We start from the raw sequence: 21,275 nt of genomic DNA, 5'->3' as shown, positions 1-21,275 counted from the left end.
ATAAAAAAAACTATAAAAGTAATTGGGGAAAATATGAATACAATCAAAAGTGTAGCTGCTATTGCAGCACTCGGTCTATCGCTCTGCTCGACTGCCGCGTACAGCAAAGAACACAAAATAGTACTAATTCACGGCCTTCAGCCACTACAACTAATATCTGATGGTAACGTCACGGCAGATGGACAAGACTACTGGAAAGGATACTGGAACAATCTAAGTGACGCTAGAATTGACTGGCCTTCTTATGAACGAATTGAAGGTAAAATAGCCACTGACTACCTATGGCCAAAATTAAAATCATTCTCTGAAAGTAACTTCTGCGATCCTGGTTGTATATTTGTCACGCACTCTACGGGTGATTTAGTTGCTCGCTATATTATCGACAATCAAGAAACTTGGTTAGAAAATGCTGGATTAGCACCACTTAATATTGTTGCCACATTCGATATTGCTGGCGCTGGCGGTGGTAGTGAACTTGCCGACTTAGCAGTTAGTGTTGCTCAAGGTACAGAAAGCTGGACCTTTATCATCGAAGCCGCTTTAGAAGCTTGGCTTGGTGGCGACCTAGGCGATGAAATGGGCGTACTTCATGATTTGAAAGTGAATAACGCCAGACAACTTGCGCCGTTACCAGACGCGCGTATTCCACGTTTACGCTTCGTTGGCGATGCTAGTGAATACTTAGGCGTTACTAGCCCATTTATTCAAGGTAATGACGACGGTGTTGTTGGTAGCCATTCTTCATGTGGCGCTAATCGCCAAGCTCGTTTTGGCAGTTGTAGCTCACAAGTGGCATTCAACGGTAAAATTTCATACCAAGGTGATGCCGTTTCGGGCTTTATGCCTTATCACTACCCAATGCTGATGGGCGAAAAATATAGCCACGGTTCATTACTTGAACCATGGCAAGCAGGTAAAGTAACGGCAGCGAGCGATCAGCAAAACACCTTGTCTGGTGAAAGTGTTCATTTTGATACTTACACTAAAACATCTGGCTGGTGGATCTGGAAAAGCAATTACCTTTATGTAGAAAACTCAGCTTCTGACAGCATGTCAACACTGATTTATGACGCTATTCCAAACTAATAAAGTTAAAAGCTAACTAAAAGTAAGTAATTTTAGTTTAGTTGATTAAAGGCGCTGTTTACCTTTCAATATTAATCAGGAAAGTTAAACAGCCCTTAAAAATTAATTGCATAGAAAGCTAAGTAAACAGGCAAGTTAGCATCAGAAAAGGTAAGAAAATCCGTTATGAAAAACAAACCCTTTTTAAAACGAATAGCAGTAATGAGCATTGTTGTTGTCACGGTTTGGCTTTTTTGGCCATCAATACCACAGCCGCAAATCACTGTTATCAAATCAACGGTGAGTACACCTACAATAAAACCTGCTAACCCTACCCCAAAAAAAATACCCGTTAAAGCAAATACAGAGATCGCCGCTATAGCACAAAAAATTACCGCGAACGACTCTGCAACATTAGTGGCTAAAGCATACGCTGGAGAACTAAATTTCCCACCCTACTCACAACCCTTGAGCAATCAAGATTTTGACCGATTAGAACCCAATTATTTCAACCCACAAGCTATTCCGGTTGACGATCTTGGCACTACAATATCAGCAGAGTTATCAAAATATCGTTATACCTACCCTGAAACGGTTTTTGCCAAGCTCTCAGGTGAAAATATTGATAATGCAGAACTTGTGCTTGTCGACATAGCGAGCGGAAAATCACTACTAAGACGCTCATTTGAACAAAATGATAATATTTGGAGTGCAGAATTTGACGGCGAACGTAACTTTCCATATCAGCTACAAGCTACCGTAAAAGCACGCGTAAATGGTAAGAATATTAGCATTGCTTTGGCACTTAAATATATTGATTCAGTTGCCACACTTGAAAGCTTCGACCCCGCATTTAATCAAGATGCTGATATGGTAATAAAAGCGAATTTAACCACCAGAGAAAAAGGCCTATATCGCGTACGTGCCAATTTATTTGATGCCAACAACCAACCTATTGCTCATTTAGTCAGTAAAGAAAAGCTCAACAAAGGTAGCGATACTATAGATTTAAAAGCGCACCAAAGTGTTTTACAAGGTAAAACTGCACCATTTTATTTATCAACGTTTTCAATTGAGCTAATGTCGCCAGCCCCTGGTACGCCAACGAAGTATGGCGATAGCGCTATTAATCAATTTGAAATAAAAGACTTTGCTACATCTAGCTTAAGTAACATACCTTATCAACCCAGCAAGCAGGAACAGCAAAGATTACAGTTGTTACAGAATATGGCGCAAGGAGGTTAAAAATAACAAAATATTGCCAAATATAGCAATATGAAAATTTTTAATCTTTGCAGATATTACTTCACTGCCGATTTTATTAAGCTACTTATCTCTATTCAGTTCAGTTGATCTTTAATGTTTAATTTTGCTTTAAGACACCTTAGGTGGTGTTGAATGCTCAATTTCACCAGCCAGTTCAGGGTTAGCCGCCACTAGGGCTAACCTTAATTCGGCCGCATACACGGGTATAATTTCACTCATCGTTTGATACATTTTCAAAACATTGATATTAGGTAATATTGCCAAAGCTTCTGCCACAGCTATGCCCCGCTGTGCATTTACTTTTGCTATAGCTAAAGACAATTCAACGGCAAGCGCTGGATCAGTTTCAGCCACCATCAGTGTTGTTTCTACCTCAGCACGTGGTCGGTGTTGAGGTTCGTTATACTCAGTACGAGGATCAAGTTCAACAGCAGAAGAGATTACCGAACCTTGCATGACAAAATTTTCTTGTTCTTCTATCGGTAATGCAGCGCGAACTGTCATCCGATAAATAACAAAACAAGCTAACAGTAACTGAATAAAGGCTAGAAAATAGAATAATGCGCCACCACCGAACTTATCCATAACAAGTGACGCAGAATATGGACCTAAAACGCCACCTAACGCAAAAGCTAAAATCATTGACGACATGGCTGAAACCATTTCACTTTGTCTTAACTTATCCAATGCTTCAGAAATACTTAATGGATAAGTACAAGCAATAATGCCACAGGTAATACCGGTTGCTAAAAATACCGCCCATGTGATCCCGAGTGGCGCTAAAATAGTCACAGCGATACCCGCACTTGCAGAAATCAATAAAAGCACAAATAATACGGTACGTCTGTCGAAGCGATCTGATAAAAACCCCACAGGAAACTGTAAGATAAAAGCCCCAAATATAGCGGCGGCCATGTAAAGCGAGAGTTGAAAGCCGGTAATGTCATAATCTTTTGCAAACACTGGCAATAAGCTAAAAACAGCAGAATAAAGTATGCCTGACATCAAACAACTGACAACGCCAAGTGGCGAACGTTTATATAACAAACGCAGAGGCATCGAACTAAACTCTTCGATCACTGGCCCAATATGTCGACTTAATACAACAGGAATAACCGCTATACACATTAATATACCGGCAATAACAAAAAGCATATTATCTTGAGGGTTAGCAACATTGATAAAAAATTGCCCACCAAAAAGCCCCGCTAATACAACAGCATTGTATATAGCTAATACTTGACCACGAGTTTCTTTACTTGAACTATCACTTAGCCAACTTTCCATCGCTGTAAATGCACAAGCGATACAAAAACCCATCACAATGCGCATTGAGCCCCAAAGTACAGCTTCTGAATAAAGACTACAGATTAATATACTTACAGCGCCCAATGAAACACAGCCAGCAAACATGCGGATATGCCCGGCTCTTTTGATCAAGCTAGTGCTGTAAAGTGCACCTATCAATAAACCGACATAGTATAATGACAAAACAATACCGATTGATTCAGTGCTCAACCCATCTAAGTTCATTCTTACTGGCAATAAAACATTAATTAGGCCAATACCTAACAATAAGATGAAACAACTTAAAAATAGAGAAAACAGAGATATAAACTTTTTACGCAAGGACCTTCCTTTTCATCATTATTTGTGTGCTAAGTAAAAAAATGCGCAATATGCCAGTTTTTTAATTTTTGTGAAAGTTAAATCACATGATTAATACATTTTATTACAAACGTACTAATTTTTATTGCAGGATCCTAGTGTAAGCAATAGCTGAAATAGCATTTTTCACGTACTAAGCTGTCAACAATTATGACTCTTCTATTAGATCATAAGGTCTGAAAACACTCAGAATATACTTTATTAAATATAGTTAATTGAACTATCACCGTAACATAACTAGAGGGTATTAATCATTGACAGAAAGTAGCTGAGGTAAAATGATTTATCATTCAAAGTTATAAAGACTCTGTCAAGGTTACTAGTCCAAATTATTAGTCTAAATATTCATTGTAGCATCACTAAGATAAAACAAAGCCAACGGCTTCTGACAAGATATATTACTAGGCGACAAGCCGATCGTTTATCACTATGCTATTGAGTAACACACGTTCAACCTAGCGAATTTTTGTATGGGTAACTCATTAAAACGGCTTGCCCTTTTAAGTTTCTATCACGCTCAGTTGCAACGTTTCGCTTAAAAGAGAGTTTACATGTCAAAACCTACAAAAACATCGCCTGCATACTCACCACCTGCTGGTGGTTGGGGAGCGCTTAAAAGCTCGGCTAAACATTTGATCAAAAGTGAAAATGCCACCAAAAATGTTAAAGCGTTATTACGCGCCAACCAACCAGGTGGCTTTGATTGCCCAGGCTGTGCGTGGGGAGATTCAGCTGACGCAGGTAAAGTAGATTTTTGTGAAAATGGCGTAAAAGCTATCGCATGGGAAGCAACGAGTAAAAGGGTTAACGCTGAATTTTTTCAGCAATATTCCATAAGCGAGTTACAACAATGGGATGATCATTCCCTAGAAAAAAGTGGCCGCTTAACTCAGCCAATGTATTTTGATGGTAAAAGTGACCATTACCAAGCCATAAGCTGGGACGACGCCTTTAGTATTATTGCCGACAACTTACAAAACCTTCCATCACCAGATGAAGCGCTGTTATATACCTCTGGCCGAGCGAGTAATGAAGCGGCTTATTTATATCAATTATTTGGCCGCGTGTTAGGTACCAATAACTTCCCTGATTGTTCTAACATGTGTCATGAAGCCTCAGGCATAGCCATGACTAGCAGTTTAGGAACAGGTAAAGGCACAGTTACAATGGAAGATTTCGATGAAGCCGACGCTATCTTCGTATTTGGCCAGAACCCCGGGACTAATCACCCTCGTATGTTAGGTACCTTGAGAAAAGCCAGTAAACGAGGCGCGACCATTGTCAGCATTAATAACTTACAAGAACGCGGATTACAGCAATTTCTCGATCCGCAAAGCCCGAAAGAAATGATCCTGTTCACTGGCACCAATATTAGCCAATATTATTTCACACCGCGATTAGGTGGTGATATGGCAATTCTTCGTGGTGTCGCCAAGTCATTATTCGAACGATTTAAAGATGACAAAACCGTACTTGATAGCGATTTTATTGCTGAACATTGTCATGGAATTAAAGCATATCAGCTTAGTATTGAAGCCACCTCATGGGAAAAAATAATCAGCCAATGCGGACTGAGCCGACAAGACATAGAACAAATTACCGATATTTATGCCAGCAACAAAAAAGTTATTTTCACGTGGGCTATGGGAATTACCCAACACAAGCATTCGGTCGCCACCATTCAAGAATTGGTTAACGTGTTATTGCTCAGAGGCAACATAGGTAAATCTGGTGCGGGCGCTTGTCCTGTTCGCGGTCATTCGAATGTGCAAGGCAATCGAACAGTAGGTATTAATGAAAAACCCTCAACGGAATTTCTTGATGCATTAGATAATCACTATGCTTTTAAAACGCCACGCAACCAAGGTCTAAACACAGTTGAATCGATACACGCTATGCTGTCAGGTAAAGCCAAAGTGTTTATTGCCCTAGGCGGTAACTTTGCCGCTGCAACACCCGATACGGCTAGAGCTTATCAAGCATTACAACAATGTGATTTAACTGTGCAAATTAGTACTAAGCTCAATCGCAGCCATGTTATTACCGGTAAAAAGGCGATAATTTTTCCTTGCTTAGGACGTACTGAAATTGACAGTCAACAAAGCGGAGAACAATGCATTACCGTAGAAGACTCGATGAGTATGGTGCATAGCTCAACTGGCCAAAATGAACCCGCATCACATCATTTACGTTCAGAAACCGCCATTGTTGCCGGCATAGCCAAAGCCTCAGTAGGTGAGCACATCGTTAATTGGACAAACCTAATGAACGACTATGGCTTAATTCGAGAAGACATTAGTAAGGTGCTGCCAGATTTTTTTGACTACAACCAGCGTATAAAAGTAGGCAGAGGCTTTCATTTAGAAAATAGAGCTGCCCAACGCGAATGGAAAACGACAACGTCAAAGGCGACATTCTCAAGTGCCCTGCTACCTGAAAAATTAGCTCATGAAGTGGCAAAAGAGTTTACCGACAAGCCTATTTTAACCTTGCAAACATTACGTTCGCACGACCAATACAACACATCAATATACGGTATGGACGATCGCTACCGAGGAATATATGGCGAGCGACGAGTGGTATTTGTTAATGCTGACGATATGGCGAAACAGCAATTAAAAAATGGTGACAAAGTAAAGATAACCACATTATCGAACGATAATATAGTGCGCTCGATTACCGATTTCAAAGTGGTTGAATATACTATCCCTGCAGGTTGTGTAGCGGCGTATTATCCTGAAACCAATCCGCTTGTACCGTTAGAAAGTACGGCTGATAATTGCGGCACACCGACTTATAAATCAATTGCGGTTTCTATTGAGAAAATATAATACTGAGCAAACTAGGTATTACGAGTGTGCTCATATTTGCGCACTCTAAAGCACTAGATTAGTAGAATAAAAACTAATTTGATTTGTACTATCTTCAAAAAGCAGATATTACTAGTCCATTCAACGTTAAATGAGTGTGTTTATGCAAGTTCAACATTAAAAATAACTACACAAAAAGTAGTTTTGCATAGTGCCAAAAAAATAGGTAAAACTTACTAATTAATGACTTATCAAAAGTTGTAATTCAACCTGTACTCATCACGGCACCAAGGTTATTTAATTGATATTCCATCCGAATCAAACTAATCTATAGAATATCTAAAATCAGTAATAAATATATAATGAGTATACTTAATTATACTTTTCGTAAAATGAAAATTGCACGAAAAATCCCCGCAGCTATCAGTGTTTTTATTATCTTACCTTTAGTCATAGCACTCGTAGCTATGAGTTCAACTGATACAATTAATAAAAACGGTCAAAAAATTTATGATAATTATTTGATAAGTTTTGTAAACTTAACCGACGCACGAAAATATTTATATGAAGAATTTGTTTTAATAAAAAGTCATATCATTTCTCCTGACGATAAGTCAATGAGGCATGCTGAACAACAAATTAATAAAGCATCATTCAACTTTCATCAATCACTGAATAAATTTGAACAAACATTAGATACCGGAGAAGAAACAAAATTACTCTATGAATTTAAAACTAAATTAAAAGTATTCGAAGAGTTAGCAGCACGAATTATCGTATTAAGTCAAAAAAACCAAGATATCGAAGCAGGCCGACTAGCTAATGATGAATATCGCGTTATTTTTGATGACATGCAAATAAATATTGAAGGCATGCTCCACACTAATATTGTAGGAGCCCAAAACCTTTATAGTAACAATCAACAACACTTTCAGGATTCGCGCTCAATTATTATTTTAGTAACAACAATATTAATTACCATAGGTTTATTTATTGGTTGGCTTTTAATCAGAACTATCTTAGAACCACTTCTTAACATACAGCGCCATATAGCAAACCTAACAAGTTCAGGTGACCTTTTACAACAACTAGAAATAGAAGGTAAAGATGAAATCACCGAATTATCTGAGGCATTTAATAAGATGATAGCGTCATTATATCATACACAGAGTAAGCTAATTCAAGCAGAGAAACTTACATCTCTCGGTTCCTTAGTTGCTGGAGTGTCTCATGAAATCAATACGCCTTTAGGCATATCAATAACCATGGGGAGTACTATAAAAGATAATTTTCAGAAATTTTCAACTCTTTTAAAAACAGGTAAAGTTAGGCGAACTGATTTAGAAAGATTAGATAAAGAAATTTTTGAATGCTTAAATATTTTACTACCTTCTTTGGATAAAGCTGTAATCCTAATTCAGAGCTTCAAACAAGTGGCGGTTGACCAAACCAGTGAGTCAAGGCGTACTTTTCTCCTGTCAGATGTCGTGGAAGAAGTCGTAAACACCCTTCACCATAAAATAAAAAATACTGACATAAAATTTGAATATTTAATTGATAAAGACATCGAAATGGATAGCTACCCGGGACATTTAGGTCAAATCATTACTAATTTATTTAATAATGCCATTATCCACGGCTTTGACAGTACAAATTCTGGCGTTATTTCTATTTCAGCTAAACAGAATAATTCATCAGTAATTATCAAGTTCGAAGATAATGGTAAAGGCATATCAAAAGAGTCTATTAGTAAAGTTTTTGACCCTTTTTATACGACAAGACTTGGTGAAGGGGGTTCAGGTTTAGGCCTGAATATCATTTTTAATATTGTAGTCAGCTTAATGGGAGGCAAAATTAAAGTAGATAGTGAATTAGGAAAAAACACATGTTTTACTTTAGATTTCCCCTTAATTTCTCCCCAAAGAGGTAACTTGCATATGTAATTAATTCATAAACGTGTTAGTTGAAAACGCCCAGAGTAATGCATTATCTTATAAGAGCGACAATGATTAACAACAACCTTGGAAAGTTAATATAATCAACCACAAATACTTGCCCTATCAATCTAATTTTCAATTACAATAAATTAAACCAATCACCCTTTCGCAAGCAAATAATCCAACCAACGTGCTGGCAATAGTCGTTTCAATACTGCAAAGAGCTTTGTCGGTGTGGTAATTCTATAACGTAATTTTGGCCGCTTACTTTCCAATGCATGAATCAAGGCTTTTGTGACATCAAGGGGCTCTAAAGTAAAAGGGGCATTAGACTTCTCACTGCTTAAGCGCGCAATTTGCTGTTGATATTGCACTTTATGATCGCTAGCTTCAATATCAACATGAGCTTGAATAGCCGCTAATGCATTGGCTCTAAACTGTGTATTTATTGGCCCCGGCTCTAGCAAAACCACCGCAATATTAGCGCTTTTTAATTCTAATCTTAAGGTATCGGTTAAACCTTCAATGGCATATTTTGAGGCATTGTATGCACCACGATAAGCCATAGAAACAAAGCCTAGCACTGAGCTACATTGAATAATACGGCCATGGCCTTGCTGCTTCATCACAGGAATTATTTGTTTGGTAAGTTCGTGCCAGCCAAAAACATTGGTTTCAAACTGCTCTCTTAATGCGGCTGTCGGCAAATCTTCCAACGCGCCCGGTTGTCCATAAGCAGCGTTATTATAAAGATAATCTAAACGTCCACCGGTTTCTTTCAGCACTTGCACAACAGCTTGAGTAATACTTTCAGATTTAGTGAGATCTAACTGAAACGCAGTTAAGCCTTTGGCTTGTAAATCGGCAACATCTTGGGCTTTTCGCGCTGTGGCAAATACCTGATAACCGCGCGCAGCAAGTGTTAACGCTGCATGCAAGCCAATGCCGCTGGAACAGCCAGTAATTAAAATAGATTTTGTTGACATAAAGTGGTATCACGAATTAATAACAGATAAACAGTAGCTTACTTGATTAGGTTAGCCTTTAAAATTAATTATCAAATTCATCTTCGATGAATAACCACAGTGCCAGCTATTTTGTCATGCCAGCCCTGTTTTTTTTCATCCCAAGCAATCCAGAAAAAGCCTAAACCTAGCGCAAATAAAGACACATAATAACTCAGGTATCGAATGATATATTGCTTAGTCGTTGGTTTACCACCGGTATTTCCATCAACTATTTTTGCCGATATCGCCATTTTACCTGGTGTTGCTGACTTATAAATCCAAAATAAAATAACGGCAGCAATAGGAAGTAGGTAACTAATAATGAAATCAGTCAAACCATGAGTCGCCCCATAAGAATCAAAATACTCGCCACCATAAATTAAATACAGAATAGGCGACGTAAGCATGAATAATATCACTGTATCAATAAGGCTTGCGATAACTCTTGGCCAAAAACCGACATATTGAATAGGTTCGTCCATCTCGACCATTTCACTATTAGTTATATTACTATCTATCATACCTGTGAGTCCTTAGCTTTAATCTCGTTACACTTTGTAAAAGTTAGCTGAAAACCTAACTAAACCGATAAAACCAACTGCACAAATATCGTTATGCAGTTGATATATATTTAGTCCTTAATAAATGGGTCGAAAAATTTTTATTCAATAAATTCTGAAGCAATATTTTCAAACGCTGTTGTTGACCAATAATTTAGCGCTTGACCAATACCATTATACATTACGGTCAATTCTTTTTTACCTAAAGGTTGTTGGTAAAATTGTGTGTATTGTTCGATTTCTTGCTCGGTTAATTGGTCGTAAATGAAATAAGAAACCATGATCATTTGCTGCTCTAACGCTGGTCGCATCATAACTTCCATCTGTGTCATTTGCGTTTGAATTTGCTCTTCATTAACCCCCTGCCCTGGGTTTGCCACCATTAAACCTTCGATGGTACCTCGTGCAACTGACATAATAATTTTCAGCGAGTGCTCGACCAAATTTGTCACTTCTACAAAGTTTCTAATCACTTTAACGCGCGCTGTAGTTGGCGGCGTAGTTTGCAGTGTTGCCATATAACTCATGAAGTCTTGATTGAAACTAGGTGCAGAGGCTCTTGCCTCAGCCATTTTTATTCTGCGAGCTAAGTCACTATTTAACCATGTAAGTAACTTTTGCATTTCAGCAACAGAAAAATTGTCTTTTACATGCTCAGAAACAACGAGTTTCACATCCTCTAATTGCCAAGCATTTAATAATAAATCCATCACCTTTTGAGCTTGTTCAGGATCTTTAGTTGTCATCTGCATTTGCTGATTCATGGCACTCATTTGCGCTGGAATGCCTTTAAGCGCAGAGTCAATGCCAGAAAGCGCCATATATTGCGCAACATCACTATCACTAATGGCTTTAGCCGAACTAAGTTGACTAAATGTTGCGACCAGTAAAAATAAAACTAAATACAGTGAATTAATGTTTTTCATAGATATTCCTTTAACTTATTAGGTGACTTTCACCCGTAAACCATAGCACACAGCAAGACTATTTCACGAAATTCTTTCATTAGAAAACTGAGTATTTATAAAGTGTAACTTAGCCTATATACTAGCCTTTATGGCAATCAGCTGTTACATATTAACGCTAAATAACACCAATTTTTTGTCTAAAAAGCACCTAAATCTTCGATTGTAAATTACACTCATTAATAATCGCTTAAGCTAGTTACAAAAAAATTCCGGTAAGCCTTACTCATTAGAATTAGCATTAAAACAACTGCAAGCTTGTTGCTGTAATCGCTACCTCTGCACACGAAAAATAGTAAAAAAGCTTGATGAATTAAGTGCCAGTAAAGTGTTTACCACTTTGTTCACCCAAATTTCAGCAAATTATACTATTGCTGATTATCTAATACCGTTAGGTTCATAAGGTGCTGAGGCGAAACATGGCAGTATAAGATTAAATAACCAAGCTAAGCTTAGTCGACAAAGAAAGCTATTTTTACCGGTATTTTATTACTTGCTTGATAAAGCCGCTTTAAATCATTGAAAATACAGTTGAACAACCTCGAGTAATTAACTAATCTATCGCTTATTGTTATTAAACACTCGCGCGATAAACACCAAAGGAAGTTACATGCTGAAAAGCCATTTTTCATCACTAAAAACATACATAATGATTATTTCATTAATTACATTAACCGGTTGTTTTAGTCCTGATCCCGCAGTAAAAGCAGTAAATGCCTATATTGAGCAACAAAAAATAGATAAAACTCAAGGCAACTGGAAAACTACACTTGCAGAGCCAGCGTTGGTTGAGTTTAATCCAGAAGCGCAATATTTTTGGGATTTAGAAACTACTGAAGGAAAGTTAGTGGTTAAGTTATTTCCAGAAACCGCGCCAATGCATGCCACTAGCACTATTTATTTAACCAAGCTTGGCTTTTATGATAATTTAGTTTTTCATCGTGTGATCTATAAATTTATGGCACAAGGAGGCGATCCGTTAGGTAATGGTAGCGGTAATCCAGGTTATAAATATGCTGGTGAATTTGAAGGGTCATTAAGTCACGATAAGCCTGGATTATTAAGTATGGCGAACTCAGGACCAAATACCGACGGCAGCCAGTTTTTTCTTACTTTTGCAGCAACGCCTTGGTTAGATGGCAAGCATACTATTTTTGGTGAGGTGGTTGAGGGATTAGAGACAACATTGCCGGCCATTGAAAGTTTAGGCAGTCGTTCTGGGCGCACACAAAAAGAAGTGAAAATTATTAAAGCGACTATACGCGTAGAATAACTTTGCTAAATTTCTGACACAAAATTTTTTCTAAATTAACAGCAGGGTAAAGTCACCCTAGCCCTGCTGCTAATTTGATATTATGGGTTTTCTTTATTTAGCGCAGACTTAGCCGCTTCTACTTTCGAAAAATCTAATCCTAATTCGTTTACCGCTTCTTTAATCAAAGCTGGATTTTGCATTAGCATCATCATCAATGCTTGTAACTTGTCTTGTGGAATACCCAATTGCTGTACTATCGCCATAGCCATAATTGGGTTTTCTGTTAGCGCTTGAAATACCGCTTTAGTTTGCTCATCACTAACGTTATGTTCTTTTAAAATTGCAATAATTGGGTTCATTAAATTTCCTATACTCTTACTTGTTTATGATTCTTAATTCGTCTTTCTAGCAGCTTAAAAGCAAGCGTCTATAACACTATGCTTATTCTATCATTGCTACATTGAATGTAAAAATGAGATCAATACCTTTGGAATTGAGCCGCATATTTTATCTAACTACGTTTGTTTTTAGGCACATAATTTAAAATTGACACTGGTACCACTTTTTTAACCGGAAATTCATCAAACTCCCGGCGCTCAATAACATGTCCTAAGTTACTTTCAATCGCGCAAAGGTTTCTAAAGTTGTCTTTGGCGACAAAAGATATCGCTTCTCCGTTTTTACCTGCACGACCTGTACGGCCAATACGGTGAGTATAGTCGTCTACTTTATCAGGTAAGTCATAATTGACCACGCGAGCTAGTTCGCCAATATCGATACCGCGCGCTGCGATGGCCGTAGCGACTAGAAATTCAATTTTACCCGCTTTAAAATCATTTAAAATTTGTTCGCGTATTGCTTGCGTTCGACCACTGTGAATTGACTCAGCTTTAATGCCACGCTTTTCTAATTGGCTAACAAGTTTTGCCGCGCCATGCTTAGTTTCAATAAAAATAAGGGCTTGGTGCCATTGTTGTTCTTTAATCAGATAACTTAATAAGGCTGACTTATTACCTTTATCTACCGTAACTAACCATTGTGCTATTTTAGGTTCAGAATCACTATTTTTAGCGATAGAAATTTCCGTGGCATGATGCAGTGTTCTTTTAGCCAGCGCCCTGACATCGTCAGAAATAGTGGCCGAGAATAATAAATTTTGGCGTTGTTCTGGCAAACGTTCAATAATTTTATTAATGTCATCAATAAAGCCCATATCCAACATTCTATCGGCTTCATCAAGTACGAAAGCTTCAAGTTGATCAAAGTACACCGCCCGTTGATGCGCCATATCAAGTAATCGACCTGGGGTTGCGACCAATATATCAATGCCCCAAATTAAACGCTGCTTTTGCGGCTCTATTTCTGTGCCGCCATACATCGCCATAGAGCTTACGTTTAAATATTTGCCATATTGAGCAATATTAGCTTCAACCTGAACCGCTAACTCGCGAGTAGGCGTTACTATTAGCACTCGAATGCGCTTACCACGTAAATTACGCTCAGTATCACTTTCAGCAGCCTGAAGTTTTTCTAACAAGGGCAAAACAAAACTTGCGGTTTTCCCTGTACCAGTTTGCGCAGCAGCGATAACATCTTTACCCGATAAAATAACAGGAATGGCACGTTTTTGAATATCAGTGGGTTGATGATAACCTAAATCAGCTATCGCATTTACAAGCGGGTTTGATAACCCAAGTTGGGAAAATGGCATTAAAAATCTCTTTAAGTCTATGGCTAGCATGAAGGCTAAAGGCAAGCCCGCTCAAAATTGGCGGCGATTATAACATTCACTTTGATTTAATGTAATTTTTAAAGCGCCAGCGTCCAGTTAAAGTTACTGATATAATCGTTTATATGTCGCTAGATATTATGGTTGGCATTTAATTTTTAATAAATTATTGAAACCGCCATATAGATCATCAATTTAGGTTAATTATGTAATGGAAAATACTGAGCAACCCACCAATACCAAAGATGTTGCCTATGGCAATGTTTATGTAATGACTCATTCATTTTTTAGCGATGTAATCAAAATTGGCTGCACCCCTATAGATCCAATACAATACGCAATTACATTGTCCGCTAAAACACCTGGAGACTATACTCTGGTGTTTTCACTGCAATGTAAAAATCCATGTAAAGTCGAAAATAAAATTCGAGAATATTTAAATGCGAAAGCATACGTTAACGAATTTTATCAAGTTCCTGCTGAGGTTGCAGAGCGTCTTTTAAAACGTGAAATATTAAGAATACCTACCCTTAGCGATGTTTAATCTATCATTGCACTCAATAATCAGACTTAATTATTGAGTTCTAAATAAGCTGTAATAAAATTTTATTAAGACATTTATAAGCTTAACAGTACCCCAAGCTAATCAACCAAAGTAAAATGGCTCTATAAAGTATAGAATTCGGCTTGCTAATATTTATAGTTTTCTGATGGATTTCAACAAAATGAAAGATTTGACACAAGGTTCAATCCCAAAACACTTAATCACCATGGCAATGCCTATGATGATAGGAATGTTTGTGCAAACATTATACTTTCTTGTCGATTTATATTTTGTTGGTAAATTAGGTGCAACCGCATTGGCTGGTTTGAGCTTAGCTGGCAATGCCATGTTTTTAATTTTTGCCTTAACACAAATTATCAATATTGGCACAGCAACACTTATCTCCCATGCTGTTGGCGCAAAAGACCAACTAAATGCAAATAACATTTTCAATCAATCCATGATGATCTCAAGTGTCATTGGTGTGGTAGTTTGCGTGATCGGTTATTTAGGTGCTCAAAGTTATCTTAATACTGTTTCTCAAGATGTTGAAACAGTAGCAATGGGCTTAGACTATTTAAATTGGTTTATTCCCTGTATGGCGTTGCAGTTTCTTATGGTTTCTATCAGCGCAGCACTTCGGGGGACCGGGATAGTTAAACCTACCATGGTGATCCAAATGATGTCTATTTTAGTTAACATTATACTCTCACCTATCTTAATTGCTGGTTGGGGTACCGGTTACGCAATGGGTATTGCTGGCGCGGGGTTGGCGAGCTCTATTTCGGTTGTTTTTGCTGTTATTCTCTTGATTTACTACTTTAAAACCTCAGAAAAATACGTAGGTGTTAACTTTTCTCTTTGGCGAGTTGATACGCTTTGCCTCAAAAAATTATTCGCTATTGGCTTACCGGCTGGCGGAGAGTTCTTTTTAATGTTTCTTTATATGGCCACTATTTATTGGCTAATCCAGCAGTTTGGTCCCGACGCACAAGCAGGGTTTGGTTTAGGTTCAAGAATTATGCAGTCGTTATTTTTGCCCGCTATGGCTATTGCTTTTGCCGCACCCGCTATTGCTGGACAAAATTTTGGTGCAAAAAACTACCAAAGGGTTAGAGAAACATTTACTTGGTCTGCGATCATGACCTGCTCGTTAATGGCACTACTTACTATCGTTTGTTTATGGCAAGCGGAGTTATTACTAGAGGGCTTTACCACAGATAAGCAAGTGATCGTTATAAGTGCGGCATTTTTACAAATTATATGCTGGAACTTTGTTCCTTCAGGCATTGTTTTTACCTGCTCAGGTATGTTCCAGTCGTTAGGTAACACTTGGCCCGCATTATTAAGTACAGCAGCGAGGTTACTAACTTTCGTTTTTCCTGCGCTTTGGTTATCTAACCAAGATGACTTTAAGATTGAACAGCTTTGGTATATTTCCGTCACAACCGTTTGCTTGCAAGCAGTACTTAGTTTTTATTTATTACGCCGCGAGTTTAAAAAACGCTTGCCGACTAAGCTAACGCCATTAACAATAGTTCAGCTTAATTAACGATTGAATCTACCTCATTAATGCTGTCAGAAATGCCGCTATAAACAACCTCTACAAGTATGTTAGAGCCACTTGATGCTTTAGGCTTTATGGTTTATGGTTTATGGTTCAACTTGCATGGGTTGGCATTGCTGATCACCATAGTAATTATTTATGTAGTTACATTCAGTTTGTTGCTCCGACTTCACGTCAGTATTACGGTGATTAGTTAAATTCAATAGGATTTGAATGTTTACAATTATGTTTTTCATTATTTCTTCCTTTTAATTATATATACCTCCATTGTTGCTCACTTAATTAATCCAGTAAATTTGATAAAATCAATAAAGTCATTCTAAAAAACAGATGTATCGCAATGCCAAACCTCGTGCCTAAGCCGTTACGATTAAATGCTTCAACCACACTTTTTAGTTAACTCTTGATTAAATATATCTCTTAACATTGTCAGTTCGTTAGTTCTAACATAGTTAGGACGAATAATTAACGATATAGTGCGATGCGGACCAGGTTCATTTAAATGTATCGCCCTAATTTCTGACTCGTTGTAAATCAATTGATCTAGCGCCATTTGCGGAACTAAAGTCGTACCCAATTTACCCGCTACCATTTGAATTAAAGTATGTAAACTTGCTGAATCAAAATCGCTGTCTTGTTTGTCATTTTGCATACTACAAGCCGCTAATGCGTGATCTTTTAAACAATGGCCATCTTTTAACAGCATAAGTTTGTCAATTTCTAATTCTTCACTGGTTATTTCTTCTAGTTGACTGGGGCATTCATCTTTGTGACTGACCCAATAAAAATCTTCATGCCAGAAATTAAAGCTCATTAAACCTTCTATAGGAAATGGCAGTGCTAGCACAGCAGCGTCAATATCACCTCGCCTGACCATATCGACTAATACTTGCGATTGATCTTCTATTATTTTCAATTTAAAGCTGGGATGTTGTCGCCTAACTTCGGGTAATACTTTAGGTAATAGATACGGACCTATCGTTGGAATAACACCAATAGTCATAGGGTTAATAAATGGCAACTTGTTCGACTGTGATATTTGTAAAAGTTCGTCAATTTCTAGCTTGATCATTTTTGCTTTATTTAAAATTAACTGGCCATGTTTAGTGATTAACACTTGTTTATTGTTACGCTCAAAAATGGTGCTACCTAACTGCTTTTCAAGTTCAATAATGGCGGTACTTAATGCCGATTGAGAAACATTACAGGCATCAGCGGCTTTTTTAAAATGTAAGGTTTTTTCAACGGCAAGCGCATAATGTAATTGTTTTAGTGAGATCATAATTTTCCGTTTGAGTTACCTGTGATCGTTAAAAGTTAGAGTTGATAGATATTATCGAACATAAAACCTAGTTTAATCAGTTTTTTATCATCCTGTTAGTCTAAGTTTATGCTCAAATAAACTATTTCTAGCACAACACCTACAACACCATGATTTAATGAAAAAAATTCACTCATTCAAAAAACAGAACACTATCTTCCATTCAATCGATTATCAAAAAAAACTGTTCAGCACTATGCTTAAACACATTGATTCCCACAAATGAATCAACAGTCATAAAATACTGAGGAACTAAAATGTTTAAAAAAACACTTTCATTAACTGCCGCTATTTCAGTTGCACTTTCATCAATCACGCTATCAAGTACAGCACTTGGAGCTGACGCTGCCAAAACCAACCAATTTTGGTGGCCAGAGCAATTAAACTTGAGCCCGCTGCGCCAACACGGCGCTGAATCTAATCCATATGGTGAGCAATTTAACTATGCTAAAGAATTTTCCACCATAGACATAAGCCAATTAAAAAAAGACATAGAAACAACATTAACTGATTCAAAATCTTGGTGGCCTGCCGATTGGGGACATTATGGCCCATTAATGATCAGAATGGCGTGGCACAGTGCTGGCGTTTATCGCGTACATGATGGCCGAGGAGGAGCCTCAGGTGGACAACAGCGTTTTGACCCGTTAAATAGCTGGCCTGATAATGTTAACTTAGATAAAGCTCGGCGTTTATTATGGCCAGTAAAACAAAAATACGGTCGTAAAATTTCATGGGCTGATTTAATGGTACTTTCTGGCAATGTAGCATTAGAGTCAATGGGCTTTAAAACCTTTGGTTTTGCCGGTGGCCGGAGTGACGACTGGGAGCCTGATTTAGTTTACTGGGGTCCAGAAACCGCTATGCTTGATGACAAAAGACGTGATAGTAAAGGTAAATTAAAAGGGCCACTTGCCGCAGTAGAAATGGGGTTGATTTATGTTAATCCCGTTGGACCACATGGTAATCCAGACCCGCTATTAGCTGCCAACGATATTAGAATGTCGTTTGGACGTATGGCGATGAATGATGAAGAAATAGTGGCGTTAATTGCTGGTGGACATACCTTAGGCAAAGCACATGGTGCTAAAAAACCACAAAAATGTGTTGGCGCAGAGCCAGCCGCAGCAGGCATTGAAGAGCAAGGTTTAGGCTGGAAAAACAAATGTGGCTCAGGTGTTGGCGCTGATACAATTAGCAGTGGTTTAGAAGGCGCTTGGACTGTAACACCAACACAATGGTCATCTAACTACCTTGATAACTTAATGAGCTTTACTTGGGTACAAACTAAAAGCCCAGCAGGTGCAATTCAGTGGATACCTAGTGACGAATCAGCGGCTAATTTAGTGCCTGATGCACATATAGCTAATAAGCGTAATGCGCCAATCATGTTCACTACTGACTTAGCACTTAAAGAAGATCCTAGTTTTCTTAAAATTGTTCAACGCTTTAGAGCTGATCCAAAAGAATTCGACAAAGCATTTGCTAAGGCTTGGTTTAAATTAACCCACCGTGACATGGGGCCACGTGCTAGATATGTTGGTTCAGACATCCCAAGTGAAATACTTTCATGGCAAGATCCGATCCCTGAGGTTAAAGACCCGTTAGTCTCGACATCGGATATCGCTCAATTGAAACAACAACTACTTAATTCAGGCCTATCAATCTCAGCATTAGTAAGAACAGCTTGGGCGTCAGCGGCCAGTCATCGAGTTACCGATATGCGTGGCGGTGCAAACGGTGCGCGAATTCAACTTGAGCCACAAAAAAACTGGCAAGTAAACAACCCTGCTGAGTTAAGTAAAGTGTTAGCTAAATTAAAGTCAATTCAAAGTGGCTTTAATCAGCAATCGCCAAGTAGCAAAGTTTCGTTAGCTGACCTAATTGTTTTAGGTGGCGCTGCAGCGATTGAACAAGCGGCTGAAGCGGCCGGACATAATATTGTCGTGCCTTTTAATGCCGGTCGTACTGATACGACTCAAGCTCAAACTGATGTGAAATCTTTTAATTATTTAAAGCCAAATGCTGACGGATTCCGTAATTATTACGATGAAGAAAGTTATATGTCGCCAACCGCAATGCTGGTCGACAAAGCAAATTTACTGAGCTTAAATGTACCAGAAATGACCGTTTTAGTCGGTGGTATGCGCGTACTTAATGCCAATTATGATGGTTCAGCTTTAGGCGTACTGACTAAAACACCAGGGGTGTTAACCAATGACTTTTTTATCAACTTACTCGATATGTCGACCACTTGGCGCAAAGACAATACCCAATCTGGGGTATATCAAGGCTATGATCGCATGTCAGATAAATTAAAGTGGCAGGCAACGCCAGTAGATTTAATCTTTGGATCAAGCTCTGAATTACGCGCTATTGCCGAGGTTTATGCTTCAGATGATGCTGACAATAAGTTTGTCGCTGACTTTGTAAAAGCTTGGGTTAAGGTGATGCAGCTAGATCGCTTTGACCTAAAGTAAGTCTGGTATAGGTAAATATAAATGAGTTTAGCGAGTATTACTGAACAGTAATACTCGCTTTTTTATCATTTTAAAAAAGCGTTACCAATAGATCGGATCAACATGGTAATACTGAGTTAGTTGTTGATAAAGCTTGGGGTGTTGTTGGCTAAATTGCCGAGACTGCTCAAAAAACACTTCACTTGCTACCGCAAAAAACTCTGCAGGGTTTGTCGCACCATAATAATCGAACAGCGAGGGTTCACCAGCATTGGCTTGCTTTTGTAGTATTTCAAACTGTTTAGAAAAGACTTCAGACCAACACTGATAACTTTGCCCTGCTGATAATATTGGTGCACCATTAGCACGGCCATCTTCTTGGTCAAGTTGGTGTGCAAACTCATGGATCACCACATTGCGACCATCGTCTGGAATTTTTGCCCCCTTTAAAGTGTCTTGCCACGACAACACTATTTTGCCAAAATCCCAAGACTCTCCAGCTAAGACCATTTTTTGAGTAAAATATACCCCGTCACCGCTTCGTGTCTGCTGCTGTTTTACAAAGGCACTTGGATAAACCAATATGGTGCGTAACTTTGGGTAATAATTAGTTTTACGATTCAGTAATAACAAGCAAGCTTGAGCCGCTATGGTAATTTTTATTTCGTCGGTAATAACAACGCCATTACAACCAACAAATTCTTTTTCAGCCAAAAAAACCTGAATGTGCTTTTTTAATTGCAACTGTAAGTCAGCTGGCATTTGCCTGAAATACGGCATTCTTTGCTGAATAATTTTTCGCCATTGCTTTTTAAAAGGTTTAACTTTGATTAATCTACGCTTATATTCAAGCCAATAGGGCTTTCCAGCCAAATAAGACATCAGCAATAAACCAATTAACACAGGTAATAAATAAGACAACATTATAAATTTCACTAAATAAGCTTTATTATTAAGTGTGGACAAATTGACCAAATATCAAATTTTTTCTTAATAATCAATAATAAAAATTCAATAGAATAAATAAAATGTTATTTCTCGTTTTTCAGGCGGAGCAGGTGATCCAAATAACTTTGGCTTGTTTTGTTTATTGCTGATTTACTTTTACTTGCCGACCATTCC

At 38.1% G+C, this 21,275-nt stretch carries 17 protein-coding genes; 8 read left to right on the top strand and 9 right to left on the bottom strand.

Going from position 1 to position 21,275, the window contains the following annotated elements; all coding sequences use genetic code 11:
• Nucleotides 1-33: 33 nt before the first annotated feature.
• On the top strand, nt 34-1,086 hold the full coding sequence (locus H4J38_RS06935; protein ID WP_182130870.1) for a hypothetical protein: 1,053 nt from the start codon (nt 34-36) through the stop codon (nt 1,084-1,086).
• A 165-nt stretch (nt 1,087-1,251) separates the two neighbouring features.
• Entirely contained in the window at nt 1,252-2,310 is a 1,059-nt protein-coding gene (locus tag H4J38_RS06930) for a hypothetical protein (RefSeq protein ID WP_182130868.1), read from the top strand.
• A 129-nt stretch (nt 2,311-2,439) separates the two neighbouring features.
• On the opposite strand, the gene H4J38_RS06925 is transcribed toward H4J38_RS06930, so the two are convergent.
• Nucleotides 2,440-3,960 carry an MFS transporter gene (locus tag H4J38_RS06925; protein ID WP_182130866.1) on the bottom strand — a complete coding sequence of 507 codons (1,521 nt, stop codon included), beginning with the start codon at nt 3,958-3,960 and terminating at the stop codon, nt 2,440-2,442.
• Nucleotides 3,961-4,550: 590 nt separating this feature from the next.
• On the opposite strand from H4J38_RS06925, the gene H4J38_RS06920 reads away from it, so the two are divergent.
• Both H4J38_RS06920 and H4J38_RS06915 read left to right on the top strand, forming a co-directional pair.
• Nucleotides 4,551-6,830 (top strand): FdhF/YdeP family oxidoreductase, encoded by a 2,280-nt coding sequence (locus H4J38_RS06920; protein WP_182130864.1) that lies wholly within the window; start codon nt 4,551-4,553, stop codon nt 6,828-6,830.
• Between the two features lie 341 nt (nt 6,831-7,171).
• Nucleotides 7,172-8,752: an MCP four helix bundle domain-containing protein gene (locus tag H4J38_RS06915; protein ID WP_220465471.1), complete on the top strand. Its 1,581-nt coding sequence runs from the start codon at nt 7,172-7,174 to the stop codon at nt 8,750-8,752.
• Between the two features lie 152 nt (nt 8,753-8,904).
• Here H4J38_RS06915 and H4J38_RS06910 read toward each other — a convergent pair whose 3' ends face one another.
• The 3 genes from H4J38_RS06910 to H4J38_RS06900 form a co-directional block, all read right to left on the bottom strand.
• A complete protein-coding gene (locus tag H4J38_RS06910; protein WP_182130860.1) occupies nt 8,905-9,732 on the bottom strand; it encodes an SDR family oxidoreductase in 828 nt (275 codons plus the stop codon).
• Nucleotides 9,733-9,809: 77 nt separating this feature from the next.
• Nucleotides 9,810-10,274: an RDD family protein gene (locus H4J38_RS06905; RefSeq protein ID WP_259365429.1), complete on the bottom strand. Its 465-nt coding sequence runs from the start codon at nt 10,272-10,274 to the stop codon at nt 9,810-9,812.
• A gap of 140 nt (nt 10,275-10,414) precedes the next feature.
• A complete protein-coding gene (locus tag H4J38_RS06900; RefSeq protein ID WP_182130858.1) occupies nt 10,415-11,239 on the bottom strand; it encodes a hypothetical protein in 825 nt (274 codons plus the stop codon).
• Nucleotides 11,240-11,888: 649 nt separating this feature from the next.
• Here H4J38_RS06900 and H4J38_RS06895 point away from each other — a divergent pair.
• Entirely contained in the window at nt 11,889-12,551 is a 663-nt protein-coding gene (locus H4J38_RS06895; RefSeq protein WP_259365428.1) for a peptidylprolyl isomerase, read from the top strand.
• An 80-nt stretch (nt 12,552-12,631) separates the two neighbouring features.
• Here the strand turns inward: H4J38_RS06895 and H4J38_RS06890 are convergent, their stop codons facing one another.
• Nucleotides 12,632-12,892: a DUF2999 family protein gene (locus H4J38_RS06890; protein ID WP_182130856.1), complete on the bottom strand. Its 261-nt coding sequence runs from the start codon at nt 12,890-12,892 to the stop codon at nt 12,632-12,634.
• A 152-nt stretch (nt 12,893-13,044) separates the two neighbouring features.
• Entirely contained in the window at nt 13,045-14,244 is a 1,200-nt protein-coding gene (locus tag H4J38_RS06885; RefSeq protein ID WP_182130854.1) for a DEAD/DEAH box helicase, read from the bottom strand.
• Nucleotides 14,245-14,473: 229 nt separating this feature from the next.
• Between H4J38_RS06885 and H4J38_RS06880 the strand changes: the two genes are divergently transcribed.
• Together H4J38_RS06880 and H4J38_RS06875 are read left to right on the top strand one after the other, a co-directional pair.
• The gene (locus H4J38_RS06880; protein ID WP_182130852.1) at nt 14,474-14,806 is read left to right on the top strand and encodes a GIY-YIG nuclease family protein; all 333 of its coding nucleotides are present in this window, start codon (nt 14,474-14,476) and stop codon (nt 14,804-14,806) included.
• A gap of 181 nt (nt 14,807-14,987) precedes the next feature.
• Nucleotides 14,988-16,358, top strand: coding sequence for an MATE family efflux transporter (locus tag H4J38_RS06875; RefSeq protein WP_182130850.1), 1,371 nt, complete (start codon nt 14,988-14,990; stop codon nt 16,356-16,358).
• A gap of 101 nt (nt 16,359-16,459) precedes the next feature.
• Here the strand turns inward: H4J38_RS06875 and H4J38_RS06870 are convergent, their stop codons facing one another.
• Together H4J38_RS06870 and H4J38_RS06865 are read right to left on the bottom strand one after the other, a co-directional pair.
• Complete coding sequence (locus H4J38_RS06870; RefSeq protein ID WP_182130848.1) at nt 16,460-16,609, bottom strand: hypothetical protein; 150 nt, start codon at nt 16,607-16,609, stop codon at nt 16,460-16,462.
• Between the two features lie 143 nt (nt 16,610-16,752).
• A complete protein-coding gene (locus H4J38_RS06865; RefSeq protein WP_182130846.1) occupies nt 16,753-17,655 on the bottom strand; it encodes a hydrogen peroxide-inducible genes activator in 903 nt (300 codons plus the stop codon).
• A 296-nt stretch (nt 17,656-17,951) separates the two neighbouring features.
• Here H4J38_RS06865 and katG point away from each other — a divergent pair, with 296 nt between their 5' ends.
• Nucleotides 17,952-20,174 (top strand): catalase/peroxidase HPI, encoded by a 2,223-nt coding sequence (gene katG / locus H4J38_RS06860; protein WP_182130844.1) that lies wholly within the window; start codon nt 17,952-17,954, stop codon nt 20,172-20,174.
• An 81-nt stretch (nt 20,175-20,255) separates the two neighbouring features.
• Here the strand turns inward: katG and H4J38_RS06855 are convergent, their stop codons facing one another.
• Nucleotides 20,256-21,077 carry a zinc-dependent peptidase gene (locus H4J38_RS06855; RefSeq protein ID WP_182131242.1) on the bottom strand — a complete coding sequence of 274 codons (822 nt, stop codon included), beginning with the start codon at nt 21,075-21,077 and terminating at the stop codon, nt 20,256-20,258.
• Nucleotides 21,078-21,275 lie beyond the last annotated feature (198 nt).

The sequence above is a fragment of the Colwellia sp. BRX10-3 genome (genome assembly GCF_014077505.1).
Lineage (GTDB): Bacteria > Pseudomonadota > Gammaproteobacteria > Enterobacterales > Alteromonadaceae > Cognaticolwellia.
This window is presented reverse-complemented; position numbering and strand designations above follow the sequence as displayed.